Origin of the sequence: Sulfobacillus sp. hq2, from assembly GCF_002903155.1 — a bacterium.
Classification (GTDB): Bacteria; Bacillota; Sulfobacillia; order Sulfobacillales; family Sulfobacillaceae; genus Sulfobacillus; species Sulfobacillus thermotolerans.
In genome coordinates this window covers 19,616-35,793 of record NZ_NWUL01000038.1, presented here as the reverse complement: position 1 = coordinate 35,793, position 16,178 = coordinate 19,616, and the positions used below count along the sequence as shown (strand labels likewise).

General features: G+C 53.7%; 16 protein-coding genes and 1 riboswitch. Of the genes, 5 read left to right on the top strand and 11 right to left on the bottom strand.

Features of this window, described 5'->3' with window-relative positions:
- Positions 1 to 143 precede the first annotated feature (143 nt).
- Complete coding sequence (locus CO251_RS11375) at positions 144 to 371, top strand: hypothetical protein (RefSeq protein ID WP_103375945.1); 228 nt, start codon at positions 144 to 146, stop codon at positions 369 to 371.
- A 124-nt stretch (positions 372 to 495) separates the two neighbouring features.
- Here CO251_RS11375 and CO251_RS11370 read toward each other — a convergent pair whose 3' ends face one another.
- The 3 genes from CO251_RS11370 to CO251_RS11360 form a co-directional block, all read right to left on the bottom strand.
- Positions 496 to 921 (bottom strand): cytochrome c, encoded by a 426-nt coding sequence (locus CO251_RS11370; protein WP_103375944.1) that lies wholly within the window; start codon positions 919 to 921, stop codon positions 496 to 498.
- A complete protein-coding gene (locus CO251_RS11365; RefSeq protein WP_103375943.1) occupies positions 918 to 1,853 on the bottom strand; it encodes a metallophosphoesterase in 936 nt (311 codons plus the stop codon). Before CO251_RS11365 ends, CO251_RS11370 begins: the two co-directional genes overlap by 4 nt.
- A 168-nt stretch (positions 1,854 to 2,021) precedes the next feature.
- On the bottom strand, positions 2,022 to 2,864 hold the full coding sequence (locus CO251_RS11360) for a hypothetical protein (protein WP_103375942.1): 843 nt from the start codon (positions 2,862 to 2,864) through the stop codon (positions 2,022 to 2,024).
- A 154-nt stretch (positions 2,865 to 3,018) separates the two neighbouring features.
- Here CO251_RS11360 and CO251_RS11355 point away from each other — a divergent pair, with 154 nt between their 5' ends.
- Complete coding sequence (locus CO251_RS11355; RefSeq protein WP_103375941.1) at positions 3,019 to 3,423, top strand: response regulator; 405 nt, start codon at positions 3,019 to 3,021, stop codon at positions 3,421 to 3,423.
- On the opposite strand, the gene CO251_RS11350 is transcribed toward CO251_RS11355, so the two are convergent.
- Positions 3,348 to 4,946, bottom strand: coding sequence for an ATP-binding protein (locus tag CO251_RS11350; protein WP_103375940.1), 1,599 nt, complete (start codon positions 4,944 to 4,946; stop codon positions 3,348 to 3,350). The two genes, CO251_RS11355 and CO251_RS11350, sit on opposite strands and share 76 nt — an antisense overlap.
- A gap of 190 nt (positions 4,947 to 5,136) precedes the next feature.
- Positions 5,137 to 6,015 carry a HAMP domain-containing sensor histidine kinase gene (locus CO251_RS11345; RefSeq protein WP_103375939.1) on the bottom strand — a complete coding sequence of 293 codons (879 nt, stop codon included), beginning with the start codon at positions 6,013 to 6,015 and terminating at the stop codon, positions 5,137 to 5,139.
- Positions 6,016 to 6,118: 103 nt separating this feature from the next.
- Between CO251_RS11345 and CO251_RS11340 the strand changes: the two genes are divergently transcribed.
- Positions 6,119 to 7,141: a hypothetical protein gene (locus CO251_RS11340; protein ID WP_103375938.1), complete on the top strand. Its 1,023-nt coding sequence runs from the start codon at positions 6,119 to 6,121 to the stop codon at positions 7,139 to 7,141.
- A 92-nt stretch (positions 7,142 to 7,233) separates the two neighbouring features.
- Here the strand turns inward: CO251_RS11340 and CO251_RS11335 are convergent, their stop codons facing one another.
- Genes CO251_RS11335 through thiC form a run of 6 tightly spaced genes read right to left on the bottom strand, consistent with a single transcriptional unit; the run spans position 7,234 to position 12,442 of the window.
- Positions 7,234 to 8,316 carry an FAD-binding oxidoreductase gene (locus CO251_RS11335; protein WP_158246309.1) on the bottom strand — a complete coding sequence of 361 codons (1,083 nt, stop codon included), beginning with the start codon at positions 8,314 to 8,316 and terminating at the stop codon, positions 7,234 to 7,236.
- Positions 8,317 to 8,347: 31 nt separating this feature from the next.
- Complete coding sequence (locus CO251_RS11330) at positions 8,348 to 9,103, bottom strand: ThiF family adenylyltransferase (protein ID WP_103375936.1); 756 nt, start codon at positions 9,101 to 9,103, stop codon at positions 8,348 to 8,350.
- Entirely contained in the window at positions 9,090 to 9,890 is an 801-nt protein-coding gene (locus CO251_RS11325; RefSeq protein ID WP_103375935.1) for a thiazole synthase, read from the bottom strand. Before CO251_RS11325 ends, CO251_RS11330 begins: the two co-directional genes overlap by 14 nt.
- Positions 9,890 to 10,090, bottom strand: a complete 201-nt coding sequence (thiS, locus tag CO251_RS11320; RefSeq protein ID WP_242968565.1) for a sulfur carrier protein ThiS — start codon at positions 10,088 to 10,090, stop codon at positions 9,890 to 9,892. Before thiS ends, CO251_RS11325 begins: the two co-directional genes overlap by 1 nt.
- Entirely contained in the window at positions 10,087 to 10,692 is a 606-nt protein-coding gene (locus tag CO251_RS11315) for a thiamine phosphate synthase (RefSeq protein WP_103375933.1), read from the bottom strand. The genes thiS and CO251_RS11315 overlap by 4 nt, the downstream gene beginning before the upstream one ends.
- Positions 10,693 to 10,696: 4 nt before the next feature.
- A complete protein-coding gene (gene thiC, locus CO251_RS11310) occupies positions 10,697 to 12,442 on the bottom strand; it encodes a phosphomethylpyrimidine synthase ThiC (RefSeq protein WP_103375932.1) in 1,746 nt (581 codons plus the stop codon).
- 81 nt (positions 12,443 to 12,523) lie between these two features.
- A riboswitch (TPP riboswitch) is annotated at positions 12,524 to 12,634 on the bottom strand.
- A gap of 156 nt (positions 12,635 to 12,790) precedes the next feature.
- Between thiC and pabB the strand changes: the two genes are divergently transcribed.
- A complete protein-coding gene (gene pabB / locus CO251_RS11305) occupies positions 12,791 to 14,539 on the top strand; it encodes an aminodeoxychorismate synthase component I (RefSeq protein WP_103375931.1) in 1,749 nt (582 codons plus the stop codon).
- Between the two features lie 99 nt (positions 14,540 to 14,638).
- Positions 14,639 to 16,132 (top strand): nitrilase-related carbon-nitrogen hydrolase, encoded by a 1,494-nt coding sequence (locus tag CO251_RS11300; protein ID WP_103375930.1) that lies wholly within the window; start codon positions 14,639 to 14,641, stop codon positions 16,130 to 16,132.
- Positions 16,133 to 16,178 lie beyond the last annotated feature (46 nt).

The window sequence follows — 16,178 nt, the reverse complement described above, 5'->3', positions numbered from 1 at the left end:
TGTGTTCGCTCTTTAGGTTACAGGTTACGCGGGTGTGTCCATAGAGTCCATGGCAAACGCTCCCACCATCGGTTTTGAACTCATGCATAATTCCTATCATCGGCAGCACACTAGACAAAAACATCCAGAAAAGAGATGACATCATGGCAGATGCCCCAACACCGGTAATGTTTGCCGTCGTCACGACGAATCGCAAGGCCGTTGGTGGAGGAATGGCCCCGATCTTCTATGCCGATAGTGTCCAAGAACGAGATGAAATTGCCAAGTGGTTGTCGAGAATTACCAACTGCATTGTTCATGATCTCCATGACGGCTCTTTAGCCCTCACGGTCAACCAACCTACGGGGCCATCGCATTCGAGTCAAGGATAAACGCTGAGCCTCATCGCTCAGCGCTTTACGACACTTCACAGTGCTCTCTTCTCCCTCCATAACGGTGATTGAGGGCACGGCCTAAGAGTCTTTTGACGGCTCGTTGGCCCTCTTGCATCCTGGTCTAGGACGGGGATTTCACAAGCGGTTTGTTCAATGAATTGAGATATAACGCCAAACTTTGCAGCTCCGTATGATTAAGCACTTGACCCCAAGCCGGCATCATGCCACGCCCATCCCGAATGGTTTGCATCCATGACGCCGCATTAGGTGTTAACCCCGTCAAGGCCGGAGCATTTTTCCCAGTAGGCAAGGACCAAAATCCTTCCCCATTCCCTTTGGGCCCATGGCAGGATTCGCACGCGCGCACATAAAGCCGTGCCCCCAATACAACGGACGGCGCTGGCGGTTTGGCAGGCACATGCGGCTTGGGAGTGGGCGAACGCCGAAAGAAGTGTTGGAATGGTTGCGCCAAAGCCACATGCGCGCGAGGACCCACAAAGGCCCAAGTGAGGGCGACCACGCCTAAAACCCACAAAACTTTTCTCATGAGCTCGCCTCCTCACTCCTCTCATCCGAGAGTAGCACGGTGTTTACGGCCATATCTCCTGACGCTCCCACATCAATGACCCGCAAGCCTAGTCCCATCAGAGGATCGGAGGCACTTTGCGGCCACTTCTCCAACTTTTCCAATCCGACAGGTTCCGGCAATGGCCATGCCGTTGACAGCCCCGCCGCTTGAATCACATGAGGCTGGCGCCGACTCATCAACTGGTGAATATGGCCAAAGAGAACCGTCACACTGCGAAAGTGCTGAAATAATGCTAAAACTTGCTGCGCATCATAGGTATACCAATTCCAAGGAACAAAGAGGTCGTATAACGGCGCATGCGCTAAAATGATGGTGGGCGCATTGGGATCCACCTTATGAATTTCTTGGGCCAACCACTGCCGCTGCTCGTCGCCAACAAAGAATCCCCGCGAGACATTGTCGAGCGCAAAAAACTGCACCCCGCCACGCTCAAAACGATAATGTAAAGGGCCTATCGCTTTTTGATAGAGCTCACCGCGATCCATCAAAGCATCGTGCTCCCCTGGAACACAATAAAACGGAATCCCGGTTCCCTCCATTTTGGACCGAAACGCAACAAACCTTGCCTTGCGTACCGTGGTGGTCTCGGCTGCCTGCGTTAAGTCACCCGTGACCACGATAAATTGGGGCGCCGGATTCAATGCCGCAATGGCCTTCAGCGCGCGGTCCAGTGTTCCAGCAACGTCCCGGTTGGCGTCGCCTTCGTAGCCTATGTGGGTATCTGATAGATGCACAAAGCGAAATGGCGTAATCCCTGACGATTTTTGGGCAAATACGCCTCGAGGAAGATCCCCTAGCACCGCCGCCACAGCCGACAACCCCGCAGCGCCGCGCAAAAATTTTCTCCGTGATAACATATCGAGCCTTGGCGTGCTCGCTCGGTCGTCCATAGTCTGGTTGCACCACCCTTTTTCATCATCTCTTCCTCACTTTTCCCCCGCCCCAGCAGCACTATGCACGCAAACCCACGGTCTTGTGGCCCCTTTTCGCGGAAAAAAGCCGGGAGACTGGTCAAATACCAGTCCCCCGGCTTGAAGAGCCCTCACACGAGGGCTGCGCTAGACGCGGTAAAGGGGCGGAGCGCCGCCTCGCGAACTGTCACGGTAAAACAGGGCCGATTCAGTGGCAATCAGGGCAATCACCAAAGCATACAGCACCAAAGCAAAAAATTCTCCAATAATCGGCACCAAGCTGAAGAGCCCAAAAAACAAGGTTGCCACTATGACCAACAACGCGTTCAAGAGCATGAGACGAATACTCTCTCCCAAGTGACGGGATACCCAAGACACCGCTTCGCGAAACCCGCGGAACACCGGTTGTTTGCCATAGAATACAGCCCCCAGCCAATACAAAACAATTGACATCCAATAGAAAATAATGACCAGGGTCAAAATGGTCACAATCACATTTCCAATCAACCCAATGACCCCCCCGTTATGGGCTAACAGGGAAAACAAGAGATTGAGCAGCAGCATCACAGCGACCGCAATGCCGGACCCGATGAAAATCCCCACCATCGTTCCTAGGCTCTCCCAAAAATTGCGAAGGCCATATCGGAAAAACGTAAAGAGGCCAGCAAGGGTTTGCTGCCCTTTGAGGCCGTCGGCCACACCGCCATACAATGCTCCAATCACAAAAGGAAAAATGATGAGGAACATCGTGAGGTAAACCAAAATCAATTTCGGCAACAACCCATGGGGCAATGGCGGGAACTGAGCCATTGTACTCATCTTGGCGGGATTAAAGGCTTTAAGCCACGTTTCAAATCCGCTTCCGAGTCCTTTGACGACTAAGAGCTGGAACAAGAAAATAATAAACAGATACCAAAAAGCCAGCACCAAGCTGCCAGGCTTCCGCCAAATTTGCTGCCATGCCTGTCGTAGAATGTTTGTGGCTGACAAGACGTTCCCTCTTCTCTGTTTGATAACGGCTCGACGCTCGCCGTTTTTTGGAGTCCCGTACGGAGTCCATTACTCTTTCGTCAGGTCTTGTATTCTACGCTCGCTCTGCGATAATAAATGCGCAGCACTAGACGGTTGAAGAAAGGTTAATGGAATGCCCACGATACTCATTATCGACGATGAAGCTGGAATACGCTATATTAGCCGGACGGTTTTCGCACAGCATCACTTCATGGTACTTGAAGCAGAATCGGGCCATCAAGGGTTGACCCTCTTAGCGTCTCATCAGCCTGACGTGGTTTTGCTCGACTATCGCCTTCCTGATATGTTGGGCACCGAGTGGATCTCTCGCGCCCAAGCGATTGCGATCTGCCCTGTGGTGCTCATGTCGGCATCTTCCGAGCTCGCTGCCCTCTCTCGCGATCCGCTCGTCGCCGCCACCGTGGCCAAGCCCTTTCGTTTGGAAAAGCTCTGGCAAACGGTTCAAAGGGTCTTGGCCGAAATATCCAACGGCAACGTCACCGAAAATACAGAGCCCCCGCCAGGCCTCGGCACGTAAGCAACATTGCCCCCCATTTTGGCCACAAACATGCCGGTGAGATACAAACCCAGGCCCATGCCCCCTGACGCAGGCCGACGCGACGGGTCGGGAATACGCATAAAGATGTCCTGCTTAACCGCTTCGTCAACGCCAGGACCCCGGTCCATCACGCTTAAGGTCACCGTATCGTGCGCTACTGTAACATCCACCTCGATCGCTTCGCCAGCTGGGCTGAACCGACCGGCATTCCCCAACAACGCTTGAAGCACCGTCACCAACATCTCGTAATTTAACTGGGCCCGTAAGGTATCAGGGCCATGATAAATCCAGGTGCGCTCTGGCCACATCCGTTGAGCAATCTCCACTTCCGCACGAGCCATCGCAGCAAAATCCAAGGGTTCTTTGCCTTCCGCACTCACGTCGCGGTCCGCTTCGGCTGCTCCCCAAATTTCGCGAATCGTCCGGCCCAGACGCATCGATTCACGCCATATAATGCGTGCCGATTCAGCGACCTCCGGCGCCTCTGCGCCGGGCAATGCCTGCATCAGTTCCGAGACCCCTTGAATAATGGTGACGGGCGTGCGAAACTCATGAGCCGCCAACGAGAGAAACGATTCATGGTGGCGCTCCGCCATGACCTGGGCCGTCACATCCATAAACACCGCGACCCGTCCTTGATAAGCTCCCGCGCCATACACTGGGCGAGACAGCCACCGCAAATAATGGGCAGGCACGCCCTTCAATTCTAGAATCTCATCAACCCACATCTCCCGGTTATCGGTAATATGCCTCACCGTCTTTAAAAAATCGCCGGGCGATGAAAACCGCGGACGCATGGCCTGAATAACACGAGACAAATCGACCTCCCCCGCATCGGGAGTCAGGCCAAACAATTCGGCAAATTGGTGGTTATAGCACACCACTTTCCCTTGATAAAGGTGCACCGTCGCCACGCCTGTCATACGAATCACGGCGCGGCTCACCACCTCGCCTTGCGTAGTGCCCTGCCACAAGTCAGCCCATTGCCATCCAAGACTTAGTGTGCGCCCCACATTAGTCCACCGCGTAAAAAATGCTTGGTCTTGAACAGGAGCCTCCTCCCACATGACGGTAAGTACGCCCATCACATGATTTTGGATCCCAAACAAAGGAAAGCTGGCTATGCTGCGAACGCCTGACAACTGTGACCATGCCCGAAAAGGCAAAGAGGAATGCGATGACAAATCCGCCACAATCAAAGGTTGTCCAGTTTTACGCACCACCTCTAAGTGCTGTTGTGACCCTTGTGAGCCGAATAGACGTTGATGAGATTTAATGTCAATCCCGGTTGCGGCCGCAAGCGTCCACTCTCCTGGGCCATGGGTCAGCCACAAGGTCAAAGCACGGGCCTTATAAGACGACGCGACTTGTTCAAGAATCCACTGGGCCCCTTGTTCTTTGGTACGCACGACGTCGGCATGCGTCTTTAGATGCTGCTGCAAATCGGCGATAAACGCAAACGCCTTATCGGCCCAAGATGCCTCGTGTTGAAACCCATCCATAGTGTGCCCCCGCCACTTAGAGGCGGCCAAACCCCTGACAAGCACCTTCCCTGTATATTCGGGGATTCTCTCCTCACTTTGCCAACATATTTCTTCGTCAAGAAGAGTGCGGCGGAAAGGGCTTGATCTCACCGCTGCCGCGCACACAAATCGCCACGCGCCAGCTATGGGACGGTCAGGAGTATGCCACTTAGGGCGCGTCGTGGACGACTAGCGTAATCACAAACTCCGTGCCAGGACTTAGGTCCTTCACCTGAATTGAGCCGTGATGGCTCTCAACCACGCGCTTGCAAAACGCCAACCCCAACCCATGCCCCTCTATTTTAGAAGTATAATACGGCTGGAACAAAAATGGGCGGATGTCGTTATTAATTCCTTGCCCATCATCACGAACCGCAATGGTCAGCACATGGCCATCTTGTTGCACCGATACCGTGATTTGACCATGTTCGCCAATGGCATCCGCCCCATTATGAATCAGATTTCTAAGGACCTGCCGCAGTAGACGTTTGTCGCCGTAGTAACGCACCGGCACTCCGTGAAGCACCACAGCAATATCATGGTGTGCCAACATCGCCGCATAATCGTCGACCACTTGCTGCACCAAGCCCATCATGTCGAACGCTTCATGCGGATACCCCTCCACAAAACCCGCCATCACGTCTTCTAGTTGACCCGTAATACGCCACATCAGATCATCGATTTTCTGAAGCAACGGGTGAGGCTGTTCCCTCGCCAAGAGTTCAATATATCCTGCTAGCACGGTAAAGGGATTGCGAATTTCATGAATCGCCGTCGATACCATCACACTGGACGCATCATAATGTATCCGTTGAGCAAAATGCATGGCCAAAACGTCTACCCAAACAGGTAAAACGGGATCTGCAAATCCCATGGTTATAGGCCCCACACTACTGTTGACATGATAGACGGATAACGAGGGGGTCAACATCCCAAGAGTGTCATCTTGCCACGTCAAATATTCCAAGTCCACGTTAAGATGGCGCAAAGTATTCCAAAAGTCGAGAACTGTATCCTCCATAACATCACCTGGATTCTGCCTTGGCATGGATCGTCGACATCCTTGACGATCAGCGCAGGCGAGAGATAATGACGTCAAAGACAATCATTTTCCGTTACCCTTTAAAGTCTATAAAGGAGTATCAAGAGCCATGGCCTCTATTGATTTATTTGCCGTCCAGCCGTATATGACATTGAACGACTATCAAAACGCCTCTAAATTTTACCATAAATTGGATCAACTGTTCGCGGCGCTCCTTCCGATGACCTCTCACGAGGTCCCCGCTCTTGTCGTGTTGCCCGAAGATTTAGCCACATTTCTGGTCATCGCCGACCATTTGGAGACCGTTATGCAGGCCAAAACCATGAACGAGGCCTTTACAAAGCTCGGACAGCGTAAGGCTCTGGCTTTAGCGCTCACCATGGCACGCTACCGCACCCGGTCGTTACGCCAGGCATTTTTTCTCCTCCACGCGCCCAAAGTCTGGGAGATCTGGTATGGAGCCATCGTCCAACTGGCCCGTCGCTATCACGTCTATATCAGTGCAGGAAGTGCTCTTTTACCTGCCGACCGCAACCACTGGCGCACACCTTTGTTGAATCCGGCCTCACACCACATATACAACGTGAGTTTCACGGTTAATCCTTTAGGGGAGATCATTCATACGACTCAAAAAGTCAATCTCGTCCCGACGCAAGAAGATGTTCTCGATTTAAGCCCAGGCGGTATTGAACAAGCCTTGAAGACGTATGACATTGGCGGAATTCCCTGTGCGACCGCCATTTGCTACGACGCTTTTCGGATTCCGCACACCGAGAATGAGCCGGGATTTTCGCCCATTTTACCTCGCCTCGACGCCATGGGCGCGCAAATTGTAGCCCAACCCTCCGCTAACCCGTGGCCTTGGGACGAACCCTTCCCTTTTCAGCCAGGTCACCTTCGCCGCGACCAATGGCGGCAAGAAGGCGCTTACAGCATGTTGTCGACTTTTCATAATATCTCTGTCGTCGTCAATCCGCAGTTGTTGTTCTCAGCGCTTGATATACACTTTGATGGCCAAAGTACCATTTACGGCCGTACAATAAACGGCCCCACTATATTAGCCCAAAGCCCCCATTATCACGCGCAGCCATCGTCCGAAGACATCATCCATACACGCTGGATAACGGAGTAAGAGAATCGTCCAGACCCACGCGAACAGGCGATGGCAAAGAGCCGCCACCGCCTTGTTGTGTCTTACTTGGGATCTTTTTGCAGTCATCGCCGTTATGCGGTCTCAAATCGTTGATAAGAAAAATCGGGGGGCAATGGGGCGTTAGACACCATCCAATCGCGGACAATACGTGCGGTAATAGGAGCTAACAGAAATCCGTGCCGATAGTGGCCGCCCACCGCTAATACTCTTTCATAGCGAGGAACACGCGCTATTAATGGCAATTCTCCTGGAAGCACCGGCCGAAGTCCAGCCCACGGTTCGATGACACTGGCATGGCGTAGTTCCGGAAATAGCCCCACAGCTGCCGTTCCTAAGTCCATTAGGGCCTCAAGGGTAGGATTCTGATCATAGCCTGCCTCAGGCTCGGTTGTTGCTCCTAAAAAATACTGGCCACTCGCTTTGGGAACCACGTATATGTTGTCTCCAAAAATCGGGACTCTCGCCAGTAATTGCGGCAATGCGACCAAAAGACGTTGTCCTTTTACGGGCTTTAACGGCACATCCACTAAATGAGGAAGCCAGGCCCCGGTTGCGACAATCACCATCTGAGCACAAAGACGCCCCGCTGTCGTCATGACACAACCATCCTCGATTCCTGTGACCATCACGCCTGAACGGATTAACGCGTTATGGCTAACAGCCGCTTGGGCCATCATACGCGTTGCACGGTAAGCATCCACTTGCCCGCCTACAACCCAAATGCCTGACGTAATCGCGGGATGGATTTGGGGTGCCCATTCACGTATTGTGGATGCATCCAACCGCTTGACCACGTAACCCATCTGCGTGTGACGACGTATGAAAGGATCCGACGGTCCCCATGCATTTGGTGTGTTCGTCACCCGCACGATTCCTGATAAGTCCAAGTCCAGCCCGAATCCTATGCGCTGCCGGATAGCCTCGTCCCACTCTTGGTATAGGGTCAAAGAGCGCATGCCCCATTCTAAACCGGGTCCTCCTTGGGCAAATTCTATTTGTGGAGCCAACATGCCCCCAGCCCCATAAGAAACGCCCGCACCGACGCGCTCTTGCTCTAACACCGTCACATCAAGACCCGACGCGGCTAAGTCATAGGCTAATGCACAGCCAATCACACCCCCACCTACGATCAGGACGTCTGGTGCATCACCCATAAATTCCCTCCCCCTTAAGAATTCAGCGCCGTTACATCCCATGACCGCAGAAGGGACAATCGTCTCGCGCCGGGATCGTCATAACCCGTGTCGTGGTAGAAAACCCATCCCACTGCCATAGCCGACCCACCAGCGAGCGGCCTGCCTGTAAGACCCATTTCAGCGTTTCTTGGGCTTGCACAAGCCCCGCCATCGCGACCACGGGGCCCAATACCCCCGTTACGGCGCAATCATCGGCTACGTCCCGCACCGACCCAAACAAGCACGTTAAGCAAGGCTTTCCACCCCTCATTCCAAACACCAACGCTTCATAACCTGTCGCCCCGGCAAAGAACATGGGTTTCCCCGAATAGATGCCATAGCGATTCAATGCCTCGCGCGCCAAGCCGTTATCAACCCCATCCAAAACAATGTCCGCCTCGTTCAGCAACTGGTCAGCATTGTCTTCCGTCAGATTCACGCAATGTTTCTCAACCTCCACCGTTAAAGAGAGTTCTTGCAAGCGACTCGCCACAGCATCCACTTTAAATTGTCCGATACTTTGCGGAGTGAGGAGAGTTTGTCGCGAGAGATTGTGGCCCTCGACCCGATCTGGGTCAATTAATATGACCCGGCCGATGCCCTGAGCGACCAGATATTGAAGGGCCGCTTGGCCAATGCCCCCTACGCCCACCACAGCAATGACAGACTTCCTGAGCTGGGCTACCCGGTCTGGTTTAATGCCTGGTAAGGCAATCAGCCGCCTCACCCGCTCTTTGTCCGTGATAACAGAACTAGGATGGGACATGCGCGCGCACCTGTCCTTGCGCAGGAGACGAGGCGGAAGCACGCCACTGTTTAGTCATTCGCCCGGCAAGAAAACCTTGCCGCCCTGCCATCACTGCCCACTTCATCGCCTGCGCCATCGCGACGGGATCTTGGGCCAAAGCAATCGCCGTGTTGATTAAGACTGCATCCGCTCCCAATTCCATGGCCATCGCGGCATCAGCAGCCGCCCCAATGCCTGCGTCCACCACAATCGGCACCCGCGTCACCCGTTCTTTGATTCGCCCGATTACCTCCGTATTGACAATGCCTTGGCCTGAACCAATAGGAGAACCTAAGGGCATCACGGCCGCCGCCCCTTCGTCTTCCAAATGCTTGGCTAACACCGGATCGGGGCTGGTATAGACCATGACGGCAAATCCTTTTTGAACTAACCGCTTCGTCGCCTCAAGCGTCAGGATGGGATCTGGCCACAGCCATTCGTTGTCCCCTATCATTTCTAATTTGATTAAGTCCCCAATACCCGCCGCACGAGCGATGTCCGCTACAAGCAGCGCATCCTGGACGGTGTGACAGCCTGCGGTGTTAGGCAAAATCTTAACCGATGAGGGCAATGCCTCTAGCAGCGACGGTTTTTTGGGCTGGGACAAATCGACCCGGCGCAGTGCCACGGTGACTAATTCGGTTCCAGATGCCGTTATGGCCTCTTGCATAATGGCATCACTCATGTATTTGCCGGTTCCAACAAAGAGGCGGGAATGAAACGCATAAGGGCCGATTTTAACCGGCCCATCTGGACAAATCGACATTAATATCCTCCTCCAACGAAACGAATGATTTCGACCGATTGCCCGGGCTGCAATGTGACATGACCAAATTGCTCACGCGACACGATCGCGCCTTCCACCATGACAGCGACGGCTTGATGCGTGACGCCAAGGGAATTCAGCAGACCACTGACGGTCATGCCGTGTTCAATGGTGCTAGACTCCCCGTTAATCGTAATCACCACCGGATGATATCCCCCTTTCGTTGAGTCCACACCTGCTTAATCGCGGCCGCCGCGTGCTCTGGCTGGGACTGTTGCCAAATGCCGTCTCCAACCACCACACCCGCAACTCCCCAACTCACAACGTCGCACACGGTGTGGGCATTGATGCCTCCAATCGCGAGGACAGGTTTGGCAGTCCTCTTTAAAATTTCCTCAAGGCTAGCGCGTGATCGTGGCATTAACCCCGGTTTCGACCGACTGGCAAAGGCATGCCCCCACACATAACCGTCTGCTTCCTGACGCTCTTCGAACTCGGACAATGAATGGATCGATGCCACAACCGGACCACGCCACTTTGTGGTCCCGCGTTTGATCCATGCATAGCGCGCAGGCCACTGCAGCCCAGAGGCCTGCAGTGCCTGGGCCGCTCTGATATGGCCTCCAATCCACAAAGGCACCGAGGGAACAAGCTCGCGAATGGTGGTGCCCCATGTGAGCCATTCGTCATAGGTGAGCATGGGGCCTCTAAGCCACAGCGCATCTAAGGATTCCCCGACTGCAGGAAGATGGCGGAGATGGGCCGGATCAAACCGGCCGACGTCAATCAGCCCGCATAGCATCGGCTTACGACGGCTCGACCTGGAGTTTCGATCCGCGTTGTCGGAATTCCTCGGCCTTTTCTTGAAGTCCTCGAGCCACTGCGTCGTCTAACGACACTTCATGCTCCTGGGCCCAGTCGCGAAGATCCTGGGTAATTCGCATTGCACAAAACTTGGGCCCGCACATGGAACAAAAATGGGCCGTTTTAGCGGGTTCTGCGGGTAACGTTTCATCATGGAAGGCTAAGGCGGTAGGGGGGTCAATGCTTAAATGAAATTGGTCTGCCCACCGGAACTCAAAGCGCGCCTGAGACAACGCATCGTCCCATGCCTGAGCTGCCGGATGCCCTTTGGCAACGTCTGCGGCATGCGCCGCAATTTTATAGGCGATCACGCCGTCTTTGACGTCATTTCGGTTCGGGAGACCAAGATGCTCCTTCGGTGTCACATAGCACAGCATCGCCGTGCCGTACCATCCAATCATCGCGGCTCCTATGGCCGAGGTGATATGATCATAGCCCGGTGCAATATCTGTTGTCAGGGGGCCCAACGTGTAAAACGGGGCATCATGGCAAATCGCGCGCTCTCTCTCAACATTTTCTTGAATTTTGTGCAAAGGCACGTGTCCTGGCCCCTCGATCATGACCTGCACGTCGTGGCGCCATGCCATCTGAGTCAGATCGCCCAAGGTCTCAAGCTCTGCAAATTGCGCATCATCGTTCGCATCGGCAATAGATCCGGGACGCAGACCATCTCCCAAAGACACCGCAATATCATAGGACTGCAATATCTGGCAAATCTCTTCGAAATGGGTATAAAGAAAATTCTCTTGATGGTGGGCTAAACACCATACCGCCATGATCGATCCCCCACGGGATACAATTCCCGTCACACGGCGCGCAGTTAAAGGGATATACGCTAAGCGCACCCCGGCATGAATGGTGAAGTAGTCGACGCCCTGTTCCGCTTGTTCGATGAGGGTGTCCCGGTAGATTTCCCAAGTAAGTGCTTCGGGGCGTCCTCCCACTTTCTCTAGCGCCTGATAAATGGGGACGGTACCGACCGGCACAGGCGCATTGCGAAGAATCCATTGCCGGGTCGCATGAATGTTTTTCCCTGTGGACAAATCCATCACCGTGTCTGCGCCCCATAACGTAGCCCAGCGCATCTTCTCCACTTCCTCATCAATGGATGAGGCGACGGCCGAATTGCCGATATTGGCATTGATCTTGACGTGAAATCGCCGGCCGATAATCATCGGTTCCGATTCAGGATGATTGATATTGCTGGGAATAATCGCCCGGCCACTGGCTACCTCTTCCCGCACCACTTCCGGATCAAAGCCTTCGCGCAGGGCTACAAACTCCATTTCGGGGGTCACGATGCCTTGTCGTGCGTAGTGCATTTGCGTCACAATTTTTCCCGCTTGAGCCCGAAGCGGTTTTCTATCCAATGATGGCATGACAGGCGCCTGGCCCCGGCCATTATCCTCCGGCTTAACGGGGCGAGCCGGATATTCTTCAACATCTTCGCGTGCCATAATCCACGGGCGCCTTAAGGGAGGAAGTCCCTGCCGAATATCCACAGATACCCGCTCGTCCGTATAAGGACCACTCGTGTCATAGACACGGAGCGTATTGGGCCCCTCCCCCGCATTGAGAACAATCTCACGCATGGGCACCTGGATATCGGCGCGACTGCCGGCAATGTAGACTTTGTGACTTGCAGGAAATACCTCATAGGCATTGGATATAGGGGGTTTAGACGTCATCAAGCATCCTCCTCAGCACAGAATGAACAAGAGGACCGAATCCCTGATGAGGGGACAAAACCCCGGGGTGAAGTTGTCGAATACGTGGTAAAAACACATGTCCCTCCGCTGGCATTACCCAGATCAGGTCTTACGGTCGGTGGAGTACTCCACCCTCTCAGCCCGGTTCCGCGAGCTCCCGTTGTCACCACTATGCCTGGTGATACCCTTTTTGGCAAGAGGTATTTGCCGATTCATGCGTAATTTTCTAAAAAATTGCACCTCCTTCACACGGTGCCGAGGCAAAACAAAGCAAATCGTGAGGCTTGGCAAAGACACCACAAGATAGCCTGTGGTATAAATAAAGGCATGTCAACGACCACGTTATGGATACAAATTGATTTCCCCGCCACCCAGCAGAAGTCTTGGATCTTTCAAGATCCTGACGCTATTGTTGCAGCATATCAGGTGAGTGACGTCGCAGCATGTCTCAATCAGCTCCAAGCCGCGACCCAAAGTGGAAAATGGGTAGCAGGCTACATCGCGTATGACGCAGCACCGGGGATTGACCCACAGATGGTGGTCCAATCCTCCCCCTCTGACGTGCCCTTACTGCTCTTTGGCATCTTTTCTCAACCGCCCCTTGTGAAAGATCAGGACGTTCTCACCACAGTGCCCCCCGCAAAATGGACCCCTGACGAAGACGCCAAGACACATGCCCAAAAAATCTCACGCATTCATGACGCCATCCGGGAGGGCCTGACCTACCAAACCAATTACACCTTTCGGCTTCGCAGCACGCTATCCGAGTCACCTTTTTCCTATTATCAAACGCTACGTATGGCCCAGCAAGCATCGTATAGTATGTATATCGAAACCGAATCGCTTGCGGTCCTTTCCTTGTCGCCCGAACTCTTCTTTTCCTTTGATCACGGACATGTTGTGACGCGTCCGATGAAAGGCACCGCGCCCCGGGGCCGCTATCGCGACGAAGATCAAAAGATGGCAGATGACTTGCAGCATTCGGACAAAAACCGGGCCGAAAACGTCATGATTACCGACCTCCTGCGCAATGATTTAGGTCGCATTGCGATAACAGGCAGTGTCCAGACCACTGCCCTATGGGATATTGAAGCCTATCCCACGGTGTGGCAAATGACGTCAACGGTTGAAGCCGATATTCCCGAATATCGGGGATGGATACATGTCATGCAAAGCTTATTTCCCAGTGGTTCCATTACGGGCGCCCCTAAACTTAGCACGATGAAACTGATTGCAACGCTCGAGTCCTCTCCACGTGGGATATATTGCGGCACCCTCGGATATGCAACGCCTGAAGGTTCTGCCACCTTCAATGTGGCCATTCGCACCATTGTCGTCGATACAAGGACGCATCACGCCGAATTTGGAACCGGTGGCGGCATCACTTGGGATTCCAAGGCCTCTGATGAATATGAGGAATTGTTGACAAAAAGTCAGTTTCTCACGCACCAGCCTCCACGCTTTGATCTGTTGGAAACGATGCGCCTTGATGATGGTGTCTACTGGCTATTGTCCCATCATATGCAAAGGCTCTTGGCATCTGCGCAATTTTACGGATACACCATACCTCTTCCCGAGATTTACAAAGCTCTTCAAGCCATTGCTGACACACATCCTCAAGGTTCTTGGAAAGTGCGGCTCACGCTCGCTCTTAGCGGGTCTATCTCCACCACCATCAGCCCCTTGGTGCCGATTCTCTCCCCCCAAAAGGCCGCGTGGGCCGCTTCTCCTGTCGACGCCCGCAAACCATGGCTATTTCACAAAACAACGGAGCGGACGCTTTATGATCACCATCATCCCCATACGTCTAAGGTATTCGACCATTTGCTATGGAATGAACAGGGCGAAGTCACAGAGTTTACGCGGGGCAATCTTGTGATTTGGCGAGACGGCCAGCTCGTAACGCCCGCACGAGAGTCCGGCTTATTGGCGGGAACCTTTCGGGCCTTTTTACTCGAGCAAGGCGAGATCCAAGAAGGCCGGATCACGCGCGATGATCTGCGCCGCTGCCCGCGGGCGTGGTTCATTAATAGCCTGCACGGCTGGATTCCCATTGATCTGCCGATTTTAGATTAACATCCTAATTTTGCATAAGACTTATCCTGGCTCGAAGCTCGGTTGCCAAATTTTGTAATTTAAGGTAAACTTACCCTAACATCAAGGGAGGGATACCGGATGTCTATACCCCGCATTGCGGTTTGCCAGCTCGCATACCAGCGGGATCTTGATAAAGCGCTGGCGCGAGCGGTCGAGTCCGTCCGTCAGGCGGCCAGCCGCGGTGCGGATATTGCCGTCTTACCCGAATGGTTTTTAGGTTTAAATCCGGTAGAAGTTATCCCCAATCGTTTAACACAGGCGCTGAGCCGCGTGGCCAGTGAATTGGGTCTGATTGTCGTGACGGGCTCGGTTCGGGTCTTAGATGGCGTGACCATTAAAAAGCAACAACGCGGACTCGTTGTCGAGAAAGATGGCACCATTGTCGGTACCCAGTCGAAAGTCAATTTCCAACCCACGGAACGGCCATGGTTTGAACCCGGATCAGGCATCACCGCCATCCACACCCGCTGGGGGCGCATCGTCATTTTGTTAGGGCTCGATGCATGGGATCAAGATTTATGGCATCAAGCTCAAGCCCTTCAACCCGAACTGGTGGTGATGGCAGCCAGCCCTCGCACCGTGACCGAGCGGAACCACATGCAAGAACTCGCCGTCAGTCACAGCTTGGAAATCCAAGCGACCGTGGTTGTCGCACCCATTATCGGACGATTTTCTGGACAAAATTACCTAGGCGGCGCCCTCATTGCGCACCAAGGCCGCCTGTTAAGCATGGCTGGTGAAGAACCTGTCCTCTTAATGGCCGACGATCCCCAGGCACCGTTGATCCAACTCGGCGTGACTGATGTCTCCAGTTATATCCCGCAGTGCCCACCGCCTGTCGGCATGACGACCTTTGCTCGCAAAGCGATTGAACCGGAAGCCGAAAAAAAAGTCCTCTGTGACTGGGGGGCGCTTCTCGCAGATGATGTGCGAGACGCTGGAAGACAGCTCTTAGCCATGGCCCAAGAGAATCCACGGTGGCTGGCTTTGGCGCCGGCCCGAGCTCACCAGGCTGAGGCTTTAAACGACTTGCTCGAGAGCGGCGCTGCCGGCTGTTTCCTGTATCCAGCGCTCGACCGCTTGATGCCCTATGACGCTGGTATTATGGCGTTGACATCGGTCATGGCCCGGTTTCGGCGCCCGGTTGTCATTCACACCGGTCCCGGGCCTAATCCGCTGCGGTATGAATCACCTTTGCTCTGGGATGAGTTTCTATCAGCTATTCCGCAATGCCCCGTGATTTTCATCCATTCCGGGCAAATGCGCCCTTTCTGGGACGAAGTCCTGTTGCTAGCCCACCGCCATGCGCATTGTTATCTCGAAACCTCGTTAGTGCCCTTGGACCTGTTACAAGAAGCTTTGCGCCAACTTGGTGCGGCCCGATTAGTCTTTGGCAGTGGCGGTGCAGAAAGCCTTTTTATGGACGAATGGCAGAAGCTTGAAGCGCTGAAACCACTGTTGTCGCCTGCCGAATGGAATGACATTACGGGGCAGACCGCTCGCAACATCTTTTTTGAATCACAAGACGTTCGTAAAGCCGGCAAATTTAACGTTATTCGGCGACCCGGATAAGACAAGTTATCCACGATGTTATTCACACTCATCCACAGCGTTGTGG

What these genes read in the sequence shown, in the direction of transcription:
- CO251_RS11375 (WP_103375945.1), top strand. Translation starts at nt 144, where the DNA reads ATGGCAGATGCCCCAACACCGGTAATGTTTGCCGTCGTCACGACGAAT.
- CO251_RS11370 (WP_103375944.1), bottom strand. Translation starts at nt 921, where the DNA reads ATGAGAAAAGTTTTGTGGGTTTTAGGCGTGGTCGCCCTCACTTGGGCC.
- CO251_RS11365 (WP_103375943.1), bottom strand. Translation starts at nt 1,853, where the DNA reads ATGGACGACCGAGCGAGCACGCCAAGGCTCGATATGTTATCACGGAGA.
- CO251_RS11355 (WP_103375941.1), top strand. Translation starts at nt 3,019, where the DNA reads ATGCCCACGATACTCATTATCGACGATGAAGCTGGAATACGCTATATT.
- CO251_RS11350 (WP_103375940.1), bottom strand. Translation starts at nt 4,946, where the DNA reads ATGGATGGGTTTCAACACGAGGCATCTTGGGCCGATAAGGCGTTTGCG.
- CO251_RS11345 (WP_103375939.1), bottom strand. Translation starts at nt 6,015, where the DNA reads ATGCCAAGGCAGAATCCAGGTGATGTTATGGAGGATACAGTTCTCGAC.
- CO251_RS11340 (WP_103375938.1), top strand. Translation starts at nt 6,119, where the DNA reads ATGGCCTCTATTGATTTATTTGCCGTCCAGCCGTATATGACATTGAAC.
- CO251_RS11335 (WP_158246309.1), bottom strand. Translation starts at nt 8,316, where the DNA reads ATGGGTGATGCACCAGACGTCCTGATCGTAGGTGGGGGTGTGATTGGC.
- CO251_RS11330 (WP_103375936.1), bottom strand. Translation starts at nt 9,103, where the DNA reads ATGTCCCATCCTAGTTCTGTTATCACGGACAAAGAGCGGGTGAGGCGG.
- CO251_RS11325 (WP_103375935.1), bottom strand. Translation starts at nt 9,890, where the DNA reads ATGTCGATTTGTCCAGATGGGCCGGTTAAAATCGGCCCTTATGCGTTT.
- CO251_RS11315 (WP_103375933.1), bottom strand. Translation starts at nt 10,692, where the DNA reads ATGCTATGCGGGCTGATTGACGTCGGCCGGTTTGATCCGGCCCATCTC.
- thiC (WP_103375932.1), bottom strand. Translation starts at nt 12,442, where the DNA reads ATGACGTCTAAACCCCCTATATCCAATGCCTATGAGGTATTTCCTGCA.
- pabB (WP_103375931.1), top strand. Translation starts at nt 12,791, where the DNA reads ATGTCAACGACCACGTTATGGATACAAATTGATTTCCCCGCCACCCAG.
- CO251_RS11300 (WP_103375930.1), top strand. Translation starts at nt 14,639, where the DNA reads ATGTCTATACCCCGCATTGCGGTTTGCCAGCTCGCATACCAGCGGGAT.